At 68.4% G+C, this 13,539-nt stretch carries 18 protein-coding genes; 7 read left to right on the top strand and 11 right to left on the bottom strand.

Translation table 11 applies throughout. From position 1 onward, the window contains the following. Positions 1-31: 31 nt before the first annotated feature. Positions 32-1,813 (top strand): aspartate--tRNA ligase, encoded by a 1,782-nt coding sequence (aspS, locus tag DC434_RS06440; RefSeq protein ID WP_116634453.1) that lies wholly within the window; start codon positions 32-34, stop codon positions 1,811-1,813. 319 nt (positions 1,814-2,132) lie between these two features. Here the strand turns inward: aspS and DC434_RS06435 are convergent, their stop codons facing one another. Then, positions 2,133-2,957: a TSUP family transporter gene (locus DC434_RS06435; RefSeq protein WP_116634452.1), complete on the bottom strand. Its 825-nt coding sequence runs from the start codon at positions 2,955-2,957 to the stop codon at positions 2,133-2,135. A gap of 25 nt (positions 2,958-2,982) precedes the next feature. Between DC434_RS06435 and DC434_RS06430 the strand changes: the two genes are divergently transcribed. From DC434_RS06430 to DC434_RS06405, 6 genes are all read left to right on the top strand, one after another. Beyond that, positions 2,983-3,498 (top strand): GNAT family N-acetyltransferase, encoded by a 516-nt coding sequence (locus tag DC434_RS06430; RefSeq protein WP_116634451.1) that lies wholly within the window; start codon positions 2,983-2,985, stop codon positions 3,496-3,498. A 230-nt stretch (positions 3,499-3,728) separates the two neighbouring features. Next, positions 3,729-4,871, top strand: coding sequence for an ABC transporter substrate-binding protein (locus DC434_RS06425; protein ID WP_116634450.1), 1,143 nt, complete (start codon positions 3,729-3,731; stop codon positions 4,869-4,871). Next, a complete protein-coding gene (locus DC434_RS06420) occupies positions 4,868-5,806 on the top strand; it encodes an ABC transporter permease subunit (RefSeq protein ID WP_116634766.1) in 939 nt (312 codons plus the stop codon). Before DC434_RS06425 ends, DC434_RS06420 begins: the two co-directional genes overlap by 4 nt. Next, entirely contained in the window at positions 5,794-6,597 is an 804-nt protein-coding gene (locus tag DC434_RS06415) for an ABC transporter permease subunit (RefSeq protein WP_243408836.1), read from the top strand. Before DC434_RS06420 ends, DC434_RS06415 begins: the two co-directional genes overlap by 13 nt. Then, positions 6,594-7,685, top strand: coding sequence for an ABC transporter ATP-binding protein (locus DC434_RS06410; protein ID WP_116634449.1), 1,092 nt, complete (start codon positions 6,594-6,596; stop codon positions 7,683-7,685). Before DC434_RS06415 ends, DC434_RS06410 begins: the two co-directional genes overlap by 4 nt. Before the next feature lie 85 nt (positions 7,686-7,770). Further along, a complete protein-coding gene (locus tag DC434_RS06405; protein WP_116634448.1) occupies positions 7,771-7,947 on the top strand; it encodes a YegP family protein in 177 nt (58 codons plus the stop codon). Between the two features lie 118 nt (positions 7,948-8,065). Here the strand turns inward: DC434_RS06405 and DC434_RS06400 are convergent, their stop codons facing one another. From DC434_RS06400 to DC434_RS06355, 10 genes are all read right to left on the bottom strand, one after another. Continuing rightward, a complete protein-coding gene (locus DC434_RS06400) occupies positions 8,066-8,821 on the bottom strand; it encodes an amino acid ABC transporter ATP-binding protein (RefSeq protein ID WP_116634447.1) in 756 nt (251 codons plus the stop codon). Further along, positions 8,818-9,615 carry an amino acid ABC transporter permease gene (locus DC434_RS06395; protein WP_116634446.1) on the bottom strand — a complete coding sequence of 266 codons (798 nt, stop codon included), beginning with the start codon at positions 9,613-9,615 and terminating at the stop codon, positions 8,818-8,820. Before DC434_RS06395 ends, DC434_RS06400 begins: the two co-directional genes overlap by 4 nt. A 34-nt stretch (positions 9,616-9,649) precedes the next feature. After that, entirely contained in the window at positions 9,650-10,465 is an 816-nt protein-coding gene (locus DC434_RS06390) for a basic amino acid ABC transporter substrate-binding protein (protein WP_116634445.1), read from the bottom strand. A 151-nt stretch (positions 10,466-10,616) separates the two neighbouring features. Then, a complete protein-coding gene (locus DC434_RS06385; RefSeq protein WP_116634444.1) occupies positions 10,617-10,919 on the bottom strand; it encodes a Dabb family protein in 303 nt (100 codons plus the stop codon). Next, a complete protein-coding gene (locus DC434_RS06380; protein ID WP_116634443.1) occupies positions 10,916-11,212 on the bottom strand; it encodes a glutaredoxin family protein in 297 nt (98 codons plus the stop codon). The genes DC434_RS06385 and DC434_RS06380 overlap by 4 nt, the downstream gene beginning before the upstream one ends. Beyond that, complete coding sequence (locus DC434_RS06375; protein WP_116634442.1) at positions 11,209-11,511, bottom strand: rhodanese-like domain-containing protein; 303 nt, start codon at positions 11,509-11,511, stop codon at positions 11,209-11,211. The genes DC434_RS06380 and DC434_RS06375 overlap by 4 nt, the downstream gene beginning before the upstream one ends. A gap of 78 nt (positions 11,512-11,589) precedes the next feature. Further along, positions 11,590-11,688: an AURKAIP1/COX24 domain-containing protein gene (locus DC434_RS06370; RefSeq protein ID WP_003792170.1), complete on the bottom strand. Its 99-nt coding sequence runs from the start codon at positions 11,686-11,688 to the stop codon at positions 11,590-11,592. A 115-nt stretch (positions 11,689-11,803) separates the two neighbouring features. Then, positions 11,804-12,289 (bottom strand): hypothetical protein, encoded by a 486-nt coding sequence (locus tag DC434_RS06365; RefSeq protein WP_116634441.1) that lies wholly within the window; start codon positions 12,287-12,289, stop codon positions 11,804-11,806. A 19-nt stretch (positions 12,290-12,308) separates the two neighbouring features. Continuing rightward, positions 12,309-12,500, bottom strand: a complete 192-nt coding sequence (locus tag DC434_RS06360) for a helix-turn-helix domain-containing protein (RefSeq protein WP_116634440.1) — start codon at positions 12,498-12,500, stop codon at positions 12,309-12,311. A gap of 75 nt (positions 12,501-12,575) precedes the next feature. After that, the gene (locus DC434_RS06355) at positions 12,576-13,505 is read right to left on the bottom strand and encodes a cyclase family protein (protein WP_165808015.1); all 930 of its coding nucleotides are present in this window, start codon (positions 13,503-13,505) and stop codon (positions 12,576-12,578) included. Positions 13,506-13,539 lie beyond the last annotated feature (34 nt).

The raw sequence follows: 13,539 nt of genomic DNA, 5'->3' as shown, positions 1-13,539 counted from the left end.
TCGCCATTTCCCAGATCAGAAGGAATCCTCCGTGCTTCGCACCCACTCGGCAGGCTCTCTGCGAGCCGAGCACATCGGTCAGACCGTCACCCTCACGGGTTGGGTCGATCGCCGTCGTGATCACGGAGGAGTCGCCTTCATCGATCTTCGGGATGCGTCGGGCATCGCCCAGGTCGTCATCCGCGACGAGGAGATCGCCCACCCGCTGCGCAACGAGTTCGTGCTGAAGGTGACCGGCGAGGTCTCGCAGCGCCCCGAGGGCAACGCGAACCCCAACCTCCCGACCGGCGAGATCGAGCTCATCGCGAGCGACGTCGAGGTGCTCAACGAGTCCGCTCCGCTGCCGTTCCAGGTGTCGACGGCTGTCGCCGACACCGAGACCGTCGGCGAGGAGGCACGCCTCAAGTACCGCTACCTCGACCTTCGTCGTCCGGCTCAGGCGTCGAACCTGCGCCTGCGCTCGAACGTCTACAAGGCGATCCGCGACGTGCTGCACGCCGAGGACTTCACCGAGGTGGAGACCCCGACCCTCACGCGTTCGACGCCGGAGGGAGCCCGCGACTTCCTCGTGCCCGCGCGCCTCAGCCCCGGCAGCTGGTACGCGCTGCCGCAGTCCCCGCAGCTGTTCAAGCAGCTGCTGATGGTCGGCGGCGTCGAGAAGTACTTCCAGATCGCGCGCTGCTACCGCGATGAGGACTTCCGTGCCGACCGCCAGCCGGAGTTCACGCAGCTCGACATCGAGATGAGCTTCGTCGACCAGGAAGACGTCATCGCGCTGATGGAGTCGCTCGTCGTCGCGATGTGGAAGACGATCGGCGTCGAGGTCGCGACCCCGCTGCCGCGCCTGACCTACGCCGACGCGATGGCGAAGTACGGCTCCGACAAGCCCGACCTGCGCTTCGGACTCGAGCTCGTCGAGGCGACCGAGTACTTCGCCGAGACGCCGTTCCGCGTCTTCCAGGCCGAGTACGTCGGCGCCGTGCGGATGCCCGGCGGCGCGAGCCAGCCGCGCAAGCAGCTCGACGCGTGGCAGGACTGGGCCAAGCAGCGCGGTGCCCGCGGTCTCGCCTATGTGCTCTTCAACGAGGACGGCTCGCTCGGCGGCCCCGCCGCGAAGAACCTGTCCGAGGCGGAGCAGGCGGGCCTCGCGGCCTTCGTCGGCGCCGAGCCGGGCGACTGCGTCTTCTTCGCCGCGGGTTCCACCAAGGAGAGCCGTGCGCTCCTCGGCGCCGCGCGCGTCGAGATCGGCCGCCGCCTCGGCTACCTGAACCCGGACGAGTTCGCGTTCACCTGGGTCGTCGACGCCCCGATGTTCGAACCTGCGGCGGATGCCGTGGCCTCGGGCGACGTCGCCGTCGGCGCCGGCGCCTGGACCGCCGTGCACCACGCGTTCACCGGCCCGAAGCCGGAGTTCGCCGACACGTTCGACACCGACCCCGGCTCGGCCCTCGCCTACGCGTACGACATCGTGTGCAACGGCTCCGAGCTCGGCGGCGGCTCGATCCGCATCCACCGCGAAGACGTGCAGAAGCGCGTGTTCGAGGTCATGGGGATCAGCGACGAGCAGGCCGACGAGCAGTTCGGGTTCCTCCTCGACGCGTTCAAGTTCGGCGCTCCGCCGCACGGCGGCATCGCGCTCGGCATGGACCGCGTGCTGCAGCACCTGTCGAAGACCGAGTCGATCCGCGAGGTCATCGCCTTCCCGAAGTCCGGCAACGGCTTCGACCCCCTGACCGCGGCTCCGGCTCCGATCACCCCGGCGCAGCGCGCCGAGGCCGGGGTCGACTTCGAGCCCGAGGACGACGAGGCCTGATCCGCGCGTCTCGTCTCACGGCGTTTCGTCTCGCTTCGATCGCTCGACGACCGGGCTCCTCCGGTCGTCGAGCCTGCCGCCACTTCGGTCCCTGAGCCTGTCGAAGCGCCTGGGTCCCCGAGCCCTGGGTCCCTGAGCCTGTCGAAGGGCCCCGTCGCTGGTGCTTCGACAGGCTCAGCAACCCAGAAGGCACGCTCAGCAACCCAGAAGGCACGCTCAGCAACCCAGAAGGCACGCTCAGCAACCCAGAAGGCAGGCTCAGCAACCCAGAGGGTGGTCTCAGCAACCCAGAGGGCGGGCTCAGCACTCGGGGTGATCGTCAGGCCGCGGCCAGCGCCGGCGCGATGTTCTCGTTCCAGACGTCGACGCCGAGCTTGCCGATGAGCCCGATCACCACGACGAGGAACACGACGCGGATGAACGTCGTGCCGCGCGAGATCGCCATCCGCGACCCGAGATAGCTGCCGCCGACGTTCGCCACCGCGAGGATGCCGCCGAGCAGCCACAGCACCGATCCGTTCGGGATGAACAGCAGCAGGGCACCCGCGTTCGTCGCGAAGTTCACGATCTTGGCCTTGGCGCTCGCCTGCAGGAAGTCGTAGCCGAGCAGCGCCACCAGGGTGATGACGAGGAACGTGCCGGTTCCCGGGCCGATCATCCCGTCGTAGAAGCCGATCGCGAGACCCGCGAGACCGGCCATGACGTGGTGCTTGTGCCCGTGGAACCGCAGCTTCGTCGCCGCCCCCATCTGCGGTCGGAACGCGGTGAAGAGCGCGACGGCCAGCAGCGCGACCACGATGATGGGCTTGAAGGCGGCGGGCGGCAGGATCGTCGCCACCGCCGCCCCGCCGAAGGACCCGGCGAGGGCGATCCCGGCCATGGGCAGAGCCGTGCGGATGTCGGGTTTCGCCCGTCGGTAGTACGTGACACTGCTGGTCGCCGTGCCGAAGACCGAGGCGAGCTTGTTCGTCGCGAGGGCCTGGATGGGCGCCATCCCGGGGATCAGCAGGAGGGCAGGAAGCTGGAGCAGACCTCCCCCGCCGACGACCGCGTCGATCCAACCGGCTGCGAAAGCCGCCACGATGACGAGGATCAGCATCCCCCAGGTGAGCTGCTCGAGCCCGAGGAGTGCGCCGATGTCCATCCCCTCAGGATGTCAGACTGGACGCATGCTCGATGCCCTCGCCCTGCCGCATCCGATCGACTCCCGCGCCGGCGCCGCCGTCCTGCGTCGGTCGACGATCGACGACGCGGATGCCGTCATCGCCCTGCTCGCCGACGACGCGATCAGCGCTGCCCGCGGTGACGTGGCATCCGACGACGATCGCCCCGCGTACACCGCCGGACTCGTCGAGATCCTCGCCGACGCCTCGAACGATCTGCTCGTCGTCGAACTCGACGGCGCCATCGTCGGAACCCTGCAGCTCACCTCGATCCCCGGCATGTCGCGACGGGGCGCCCGTCGGCTTCTCGTCGAGGCCGTACGGGTGCGCAGCGACCTGCGCTCTTCCGGCATCGGCTCCGCACTGATGCGCTGGGTCTCCGACGACGCTGCACCGGCCCTCGGCGCCGCCATGGTCCAGCTCACCTCGGACGCGAGCCGCATCGACGCGCACCGCTTCTACGAGCACCTCGGGTACGTCGGCTCGCACAAGGGCTTCAAGTACGCGGTCCCGCAGGGCTGAACGCCACCGGCATCCGCTCCGCAGCGCAGGAGTAGCGCGCTTCCGAAGGATGAATCGTCCGGATTCGTCCTCCCGTAGCGCACTTCTCCTCCGCAGGCGCTCGCGAGCGCGTTCTCGCCACGACCCGGTCACCTGACGTTCACCCTCGCCGGCACAATCGGCAACCTCGCCCTCATAGTGTCCTCTCGCAACCCCGAACCGGCCTTCGCCGGTCACCCGAGAGGAATCACATGGCTCGCAACATCCGCCGCGCGCGCATCGGCGCCGGCATCGCCCTGGCCACCACGGCCGTACTCGCGCTCACCGCGTGCTCCGGCGCCGCTGACGCCTCCGCCGGTGGCGGCGACTCCGCCGTCGATGCGGCATCCGCGACGTCGGTCGCCGACTTCGGCACGTTCGCCGACCTCGAGGCTGCAGCGAAGGCGGAAGGGCAGCTCAACGTCATCGCACTCCCCCGCGACTGGGCGAACTACGGCGAGATCCTCGATCTGTTCGCCGAGAAGTACCCGGAGATCACGATCAACGAGGCGTCGCCCGACGTCTCCAGCGCCGAGGAGATCCAGGCCGCCGAGACCAACCAGGGCCTCGACACCGCCCCCGACGTGTTCGACCTCGGTCTGACCGTCGCCCTGCAGAACACCGACGTCTTCGCGCCGTACAAGGTCGAGACCTGGGACGACATCCCCGACGCCCTCAAGGAGCCGACCGGCCTGTTCGTCGGCGACTACGGCGGGTACATGTCGATCGGCTACGACTCCTCGAAGTTCGATGCCCCCGAGTCGCTCGACGACCTGAAGAGCGCCGACTACAAGGGCGCGGTCGCGATCAACGGCGACCCGACCCAGGCCGGTGCGGCGTTCGCCGCGGTGGGCCTCGCAACGGTCCAGTCCGACGGCACGCTCGACGACTTCCAGCCCGGCATCGACTTCTTCTCGGAGCTGCAGAAGGCCGGCAACCTGCTCAAGGTCGACGTCACGACCGCGACCGTCACGAGCGGCGAGACCCCCGTCGTCTTCGACTGGGACTACCTGAACGCGTCGCACGTGGCCGACAACGAGAACTGGAAGGTCGTCGTGCTCGACGGCACCGGCTACGCGGGCTACTACAACCAGGCGATCAACAAGGATGCCCCGAACCCGGCCGCCGCGCGCCTGTGGCAGGAGTTCCTCTACAGCGACGAGGTCCAGAACCTGTGGCTCAAGGGCGGCGCACGTCCGGCCCGCATGGAGGCCATGACCGAGGCGGGCACGATCGACTCCGACCTGGCCGCGGCCCTTCCCGAGGTTCCGGCCGAGACCGTCGTGCCGACCGAGGAGCAGTCCACGAACGCCGGTACCCTGCTCGGCGAGAAGTGGGCCGCGGCCGTCCAGTGACGACCCTCACCCGAACGGGGGCGGATGCCGCGGCATCCGCCCCCGTCACCACCGCCGGGACCTCGCATGACGCGAGGGCCCGGCGGTCCTCGCCCTCGTGGGCCTGGCTGGGCCTCGTGCCCTTCGCCGCCTACGTCGTCCTCTTCCTGGCGGTCCCGACGGCCCTTGCGATCGGCTCCGGCTTCTTCACCGAGAGCGGCGCCTTCACATGGACCAACGTGTCGGCGCTCGGTGATCCGGTCGTGCTGACCACGTTCGCCAACTCCGCCGGCCTGTCGCTGCTCACCGCCGTCGTCGGGGCGCTCGTCGGCGCCCTCGTCTGCTACGCGCTGCTCGGCATGAACCCCGAGGGGGCCATCCGGTCGATGGTGGATGCCGCGGCGGGCGTGCTCGCGCAGTTCGGCGGCGTCATGCTGGCGTTCGCGTTCATCGCGACGATCGGCATCCAGGGCGTCCTCAAGCTTTTCCTCCAGGACTCCTTCGGCATCGACATCTACGCGAACGGCACCTGGCTGTACGAGCTTCCCGGCCTGATCCTGCCCTACATCTACTTCCAGATCCCGCTGATGGTGATCACGTTCATGCCCGCACTCGCCGCGCTCAAGCCGCAGTGGTCCGAGGCGAACCTCACGCTCGGCGGCACCCGCGCGAGCTTCTGGCTGCGCATCGGCATCCCTGTGCTCGCCCCCTCGTTCCTCGCCAGCCTGATGCTGCTGTTCGCGAACGCGTTCTCGTCCTATGCGACCGCGGCCGCCCTCGCCAGCCAGGGCTCGCAGATCGTGCCGCTGCAGATCCGCACCGCCCTCACGAGTGAGACCGTGCTCGGCCGGGAGAACCTCGCCGGGGCGCTCGCCCTCGGCATGATCGTCATCGTCGGAGTCGTGATGGCCCTGTACTCGCTCATCCAGCGTCGAGCCGCGCGGTGGCAGTCGTGAACCGCCTCGGCCCCTCGCTCGCGACCCGCTGGGTCATCGGCATCCTGGTCGGCGCCTTCTTCGCGATCCCGCTGGTGTCGACGCTGCTCTTCACCCTGCGCGATCCGTCCGGCGGGATGTCCCTCATCCACTGGACGGCGCTGTTCGACCCCGCCGCATCCGCCGCCATCAAGCCGATCTGGATCGGACTCGGCAACTCGCTCATCCTCGCCGTCGTCACGGTCGCGATCGTGCTCTTCCTGCTGGCACCGACGATGATCCTGGTGAACCTGCGCTTCCCCCAGCTCAAGCCGGCGTTCGAGTTCGCGGTGCTGCTGCCGATCTCGATCCCCGCGATCGTGCTCGTCGTCGGCCTCGCGCCGATCTACCTGCAGATCGGCCGCTCCCTCGGCACCGGGACCTGGACGCTCGCGTTCGCCTACGGCATCACGGTGCTGCCGTTCGCGTTCCGCTCCATCCAGGCCTCGATCGACGCCGCCGATCTCAAGACCCTCGCCGAGGCCGCCCGCTCCCTCGGGGCGAGCTGGCCGACCGTCGTGCTGAAAGTGCTCGCTCCGAACATCCGTCAGGGCCTGCTCGCCGCATCCCTGATCTCGATCGCCGTCGTGCTCGGCGAGTTCACGATCGCCTCTCTCCTGAACCGCCAGGTCTTCCAGACCGCGATGGTGGTCGTCCAGAAGCAGGACCCCTACGCACCCGCGATCTTCACCCTGCTGGCCCTGGTCTTCGTCTTCGTCCTGCTCCTCGTCATCGGCCGCGTCGCCCGCGGCACCGGAAAGGCCCGCTCATGACCCTCGACCACGCGCTCCCCCGAACGAAGGACAACGTGCTGCTCGCCGAAGCCGGGGAGGGCACCCGCGTCGAGCTGAAGGGCATCGTGAAGAGCTACGCCGGCACGAGGGTGCTGCACGGCGTCGACCTCGACATCGCGCCCGGTGAGTTCGTCTCCCTGCTCGGTCCCTCCGGCTGCGGCAAGACGACGCTCCTGCGCGTGCTCGCCGGGCTCGAGGGCGCCGACGAGGGAGCCGTGCTGCTCGGCGGCGGCGACGTCTCGCGCGTGCCGACGAACAAGCGCGACATCGGCATGGTCTTCCAGTCGTACTCCCTGTTCCCGCACCTGCGCGTCGTCGACAACACCGCCTTCGGCCTGCGGCGGCGGGGAGCAGGGAAGACGGATGCCGCGAAGCGCTCGCTCGACGCCCTCGCCCTCGTGGGTCTCGCCGACTTCGCCGACCGCTTCCCGCACCAGCTCTCCGGCGGTCAGCAGCAGCGCGTGGCTCTCGCCCGCGCGCTCGTCACCGAGCCCAAGGTGCTGCTACTCGATGAGCCGCTGTCCGCCCTCGACGCGAAGGTGCGCGTGCAGCTGCGCGACGAGATCCGCCGCATCCAGCTGCGCCTCGGCATCACGACCGTCTTCGTGACGCACGACCAGGAGGAGGCCCTGGCCGTCTCCGACCGGATCGCGGTGATGAACTCCGGTCGCATCGAGCAGATCGGCTCCCCCGAGCAGCTGTACACGACGCCGTCGACGGCGGGCGTGGCCGCGTTCGTCGGGCTCTCCAGCGTCGTCTCGGGGGTCGCCGACGGAGATCACGTCATGGTGTGGGGGCAGGCGCTGCCGCTGCAGACGCCGGCCGACGGTCCGGTCGACGTGTACCTCCGTCCGGAGAACGTGCACTTCGCCTCCGAGGCGGATGCCGCGACCGACGCGCTCGTCGAGGAGAGCACCTTCCTCGGGAGCATGCGACGCACGCTGGTGCGGACCGAGTCGGGCGAGCTCGTGCGGGTGCAGCATGCACCCGGCATCCATCCCTCCTTCGGCGACCGCGTGCGCATCGCGGTCGCGCCCGAGCCCGTCGCGGTGCATCCGCGCGGCTGACCGGCTCTTCCCTCCGATATATGGGTGGGGATAGCGTGAACGCGAAGGGTCGATCCCCCGACCCGACAGAGAAAGGACGCCCTCCATGGCAGGCAAGTTCGAGCTGTACACCGACAAGTCCGGCGAATACCGGTTCCGTCTGAAGGCCGGCAACGGCGAGGTCGTCGCCGTCAGCGAGGGCTACTCCTCGAAGTCGAGCGCTCTCGCCGGAATCGAGTCGGTGCGCCGCAATGCCGCGGACGCCGAGGTCGTCGAGGCCTGACCGCGCTTCTCGGCCGTTGGGCGAGGAGCTCAGCGACGAGACGAAACGCCTCACGTTCCGCGGAACGTGAGGCGTTTCGTGTCGCTGCTCCCGCGCGACGAGCGAGCTGGAGCCGGCGCTAGAGCACGCGGGACAGGAAGTCCTTCGTGCGCTGGTTCTGCGGGTTTCCGAGGACTTCGCGCGGGTCGCCCTCTTCGACGATGTGACCGCCGTCCATAAAGATGAGCCGCGAGCCGACTTCGCGGGCGAAGCCCATCTCGTGCGTGACGACCAGCATCGTCATGCCCTCGTCCGCGAGGGAGCGCATGACCTGCAGCACCTCGCCGACGAGCTCCGGGTCGAGCGCCGAGGTGGGCTCGTCGAACAGCATCATGTCGGGGTTCATGCACAGCGCCCTGGCGATCGCCACGCGCTGCTGCTGACCTCCCGAGAGGTGCCCGGGATAGGCATCGGCCTTCTCCGCCAGCCCGACGCGGGCGAGCATCGCCAGCGCGACCTGCTGCGCCTCGGTCTTGGAGCGCTTCTTCACGCGCTGCTGCGCGATCATGAGGTTGCCCATGACATCGAGGTGCGGGAACAGGTTGAAGCTCTGGAACACCATGCCGATGCGCGTGCGCACGCGGTCGATGTCGACGTCGGGGTCGGTGATGTCGATCCCCTCGATGAGCACCTTGCCGCCCGTCGGCTCCTCGAGCAGGTTCACGGAGCGCAGCAGCGTCGACTTGCCCGACCCCGAGGGGCCGATCACGCAGACCACCTCGCCGGCTGTGACCGTGAGGTCGATGCCCTTGAGCACCTCGTTGTCGCCGAAGCTCTTCACGAGCCCCTGCAGGTCGATCGCCGGGGCGTGCACATCAATCAGGTCGGTGATCATCGCTGCTTCGCCATCCGTCGTTCCAGCCACGCACTGAAGCGTGTGAGGGGGATCGTCACGATCAGGTACAGGATCGCCGCCATGATCAGCGGCGTCGCGTTCGTGTTCTGCGTCGCCGCGTCACGGGCGAAGTTGGTGAGCTCCTTCGACCAGATGAAGGTGCCCGCCACGAAGAGCAGCGAGGTGTCCTTCAGCAGCAGCACGAACTCGTTCGTCAGCGGCGGGATGATGATCCGGAACCCCTGCGGCACGATGATCCAGAAGGTGGTCTTCATGGGCGACATGCCGAGCGAGCGAGCCGCCTCGGTCTGGCCCTTCGGAACCGCCTGGATGCCGGCGCGGATGGTCTCCGCCATGTAGGCCGACGCCACGAGGATCAGACCGATCAGACCCAGGACGACAGGACCGCCGAGATCACGGCCCGAGATCCCGAGGGCGATCGGCAGGATGAAGGCCACCGCGAAGATCGTGAGGATCGCGGGGAGCCCGCGGAACAGCTCGATCCAGGCGGTGGCGATCCACCGGAAGGGCCCGATGCTCGAGAGCTTCAGGAGCGCCAGGACCACGCCGAGCACGAGCCCTGCGACGAACGCCACCGCGGTGAACCACAGGGTGTTGACGAGCGCGGTCGTGATGATCCCGGGGAACATCTTCGCCGCGACCTCGGGGTTGAAGAAAAGCGGACCGATCTTCGCCCAGTCCGTGCTGACCGCCGCCCAGACGACGACGGCGATCAGCACCACATAGACGATGTACCGATAGAGCTTGCTCTTGGTGGTGCGCCTCAACGCCATTGTCAAGGTCTCCTTGCTCTACGCTGCTCGCCGATTACTTCGCGGTGAAGTAGTTGTCGTAGATCGTCTGGTAGTCGCCGCTGTCCTGCAGCTCCTTCAGCGCACCGTTGATCGCCTCGCGCAGCGCGTCCTTCTCGCCCTTGGCGAACGCGAAGCCGTAGGACTCGCCGGTCTCGTACTCCTCGACGATCTTGTAGGCGCTGTCGGCCTTCTCGTGCTCGAGGTTCACGGGCTGGTCCTGCAGGATCGCGTCGATCTGGCCGGCCTGCATCGCGGGCCACAGTTCGCCGTCGGACGGGTACTGCACGAGCTGGGCGCCGGTCGCGTTCTCGGTCGCGTAGGCCTCACCCGTCGTTCCCTGCTGCACGCCGACGTTCTTGCCGGAGAGGTCGTCGATCGACTTGATGCCCGAGTCGGTGCGCACGAGCAGCGACTGCAGCGACTCGTAGTACGGGTCGGAGAAGTCGATGTTCGCCTTGCGCTCGTCGGTGATCGTCATGGCCGAGGCGCCGATGTCGCAGGTGCCTGCCGCGAGGGTCGTCCCGGACTGGAGTGCGTCGAATCCGACGTCCTGCACCGAGAGCTTGAGGTCGAGCTTCTTCGCGATCGCGTCGAGCAGATCGATGTCGAACCCGGTGTAGCCGGTGCCGTTGTCGCCGCCCTCGAACTCGAAGGGCGCGTAGGGGATGTCGGAGCAGACCGTCAGCGTCCCCGCCTCGACCAGACCGTACTCGTCACCCGCGGCGGGCTCGCCGCCTCCGGAGTCTCCCGCGCCCGTGGCGCAGCCTGCGAGGGCGAGAGTGGCGGTCGCCACGAGGGCGAGGCCGGCGAGGATGTTGCGACGGGACATGTCGACTCCTGTGAGACGAGGGCGATGACGCCCACGGACTGGTAGGTGATCATCTAAACATGCGGCTCGTCGCCCCGACCAACGGGAGAGGACCTCCGCGGATCACATTTGTGTTGCAAGTGTGTCCGATTGTGACGGCCGTGTTTCCGAATCAGACCTCGAAGTCGACGGCGACGCGCGACGCGACGACCGAGCGTACGTAGGCGACGACCTCCTCGTGCGCGGGGTGCACCTGATACTCCTCGAGCGCGGCGATCGAGGCGAAGTCGGCGACGAGGGTCACGTCCCAGTTCGCGTCGGGGTAGGCCATGTTGGCCCCGGCGGAGATCGACAGCAGCTGCGGCACCACGCCGTCGAGCGCATTGAGACGACGGGCGACCTCGGCGGCCTGCGCGCCGCGCTCGGCGGCATCCTCGGCGGCGAGCTTCCACGTCACGACATGGCGAACGGTCACTTCGACTCCTTCTGGTCGCTCAGCGCGACGGCTCGGACGGACTCCTCGAGGGCGAGGCGCAGCCGGTCGGGCGAGAGCCGCCAGTGCGCATGGAGCTGTCCGTCGATGAGGACGACCGGGATCTTCTCCCACCACAGCTCGTAGAGCGCCGGGTCGTCCTTGATGGAGACCTCGGTGATCTCGATCTGCTCCGCCGCGGCGTCCGGCAGCTCGGCGACGACCGCGTCGATCACCTCGGACGCGACGTCGCAGAGATGGCAGTCGGGCTTGCCGATCAGCGTCAGCGTGGTCACGCCGACGGCACCTCGACCTCGCGGCCCTGGGCGATCCATTCGCCGGTGCCGCCTTCGACGTTCGTCACGTCGTAGCCGCGCGCCTCGAGCGCCTCGACGACACGGGCAGAGCGACCGCCCATCTGGCAGATCACGTCGAAGGCCTCATCGGGCAGCTCGTCGAGGCGGTTGCCGATCTCGGACATCGGGATGTTGACAGCACCGGGAACATGGCCCGAGGCGAACTCCGCGGTCTCGCGCACGTCGATGAGCGGCGTGGCGGAGCGTTCGGCGAGTTCGGTGACGGTGATCGACTTCATGACGTCCTCTCGACGGTGCAGACATGCGGGCAGAGACACAAAGCGCCCGTCCGAAGACAGGCGCTCGTGTCTGGCCGCTTACTTCTTGTTGCGGCGCTGGTGGCGAGTCTTACGAAGCAGCTTGCGGTGCTTCTTCTTCGCCATGCGCTTGCGGCGCTTCTTGATGACAGAACCCACGGAAACCTCACTAAGTCAGCGGCTGGGCGTCGCGCAAAATCGGACGCCCGGGTAACGGGCACGAAAAAATGCCTCGGATCAGTCTAGCAAACCCGAGCGGCCCCTCTGTGCGGCCTCATTCCGCGACGTCGTCCGTCACCAGGAAGCGCCACACGAGGGCGTGCCCGAGAGCCACCAGGCCGATGAGGAGCAGCGCCTCGACCTGGATTCCGGTGAGGCCGAGAGACGTCACGAGCTGTGGAGCGACGCCGATGACGGCGATCGCGATGTACACGAGCACGGTCCCGAGCTGGGTCCAGCGGATCGCCGCGGGGGTGCCGTCACGACCGGCCTGCGCGACCAGGCGCACCATGGATGCGCCGCCGACGACGGCGACGACGACGAACGACGTGCGCCACAGCAGGGGGTTCTCCGTGCCTCCGACCTGGGCGAACAGGCCCATCAGAGCCGGCAGCAGGAAGGAGAGGTAGATGCCGCCGATCGTGCGACGCATCGCCGGATCCGCGGTCCAGTCACGGCGAGCCCGGACGACGTTCCACCAGAGCCCGGTGAGCGTGAAGCACGTGGTGGAGAAGAGGGCGTAGAACGTGCTGACATCCACGACATCCTCCCGTCAGGTATCAGCCGACGTCGGCGATCGGTCGCTGCAGAGCGTCGCTGACCGCTGATTCGGGCACGCGGTAGCTGCGGCCGAAGCGGATGGCAGGCAGCTCGCCGGCGTGAACGAGCCGATACACGGTCATCTTCGACACGCGCATGAGCTCGGCGACCTCGGCCACCGTGAGGAACCGGACGTCAGGTACTTCGGGCATCCCACGTACCCCTTTCTCGATGTGCACACTCTATGGGGTGGGTGGGACACCTGTAAACCCATGTGGCTCGTGTGATCAGTGAGGTGCCGCGACCGTCGCGAACGCGCGGACCGGGAATGTGCCGAAGCCGCGCACCGCCGGGGGCGCGGCCGTGAACCGGGCGCCGCGCGGCGGCAGCCGGTCGAGCCCGGTCAGGTGCTCGACCACATGGATCCCGGCGGCGAGCAGGATGCTGTGCGCCGGCCGCTCCCCTCCGCTCTCGGTGTCGTCGATGTTGAGCGCATCGATGCCGACGAGCCGCACGCCGGCCTCGACGAGGAAGCGCACGGCGTCCTCGGCGAGGAACGGCGAGCCGGTACCGTACGCCGGGGCCCCGAAATGCCGGTCCCATCCGGTGTCGAGGAGGACAGCGGCGCCGCGGAGGTCGCGATCCCCGAGCGTGATCGCCGCGATTCCGCGCCGCTCGGCCGTCCAGGCGTCCCGCAGGTGGAACACCTCGGCGGGGAGATCGACGAGGGTCTCGAGGTCGAGCGAAGCCAGATCGCCGCCGTCCGCGTAGCGGTGGAACGGCGAGTCGATGTAGGTGCCGGTATTCCCGATCATCGTGATGATGTCCATCGCGAACTCGGTCCCCGGCGCGTACTTCGATCGCGAGTCCTCGCGCGTGAGGTGCGAGGTGATGGTGGGCGCGGGAAGTCCGGGGTAGGTCACCAGTCCCGCTTCGATCGGGTGGCTGAGATCGATGACGCGCGTCGCCGCAGAGGCCTCGACGGGGGCCGACGTCTCGACGCCCCGACTGCCGCGATGCGCCTCGGCGACGATCCGGAGGTCGCGGATCACGACCTCGCTGACGAGCGCGAGACCCAGGTGCGCGACGAGAAGCGCGCCCACCTGATCCGACGTCATCTCCTCGCGCGGCACATCGAGACGGAATCCCTCGCCCTGCATGCCGCCGCCGTTGGCGAAGGCGATCGTGAAGTCGAAGTGCGCTCTGAAGTCGGTCATCATCCCCCTATCATCCCGGTGGCACGGCCTCCGG

The sequence above is a fragment of the Microbacterium sp. TPD7012 genome, from assembly GCF_003075395.1.
GTDB lineage: Bacteria > Actinomycetota > Actinomycetes > Actinomycetales > Microbacteriaceae > Microbacterium.
This window is presented reverse-complemented; position numbering and strand designations above follow the sequence as displayed.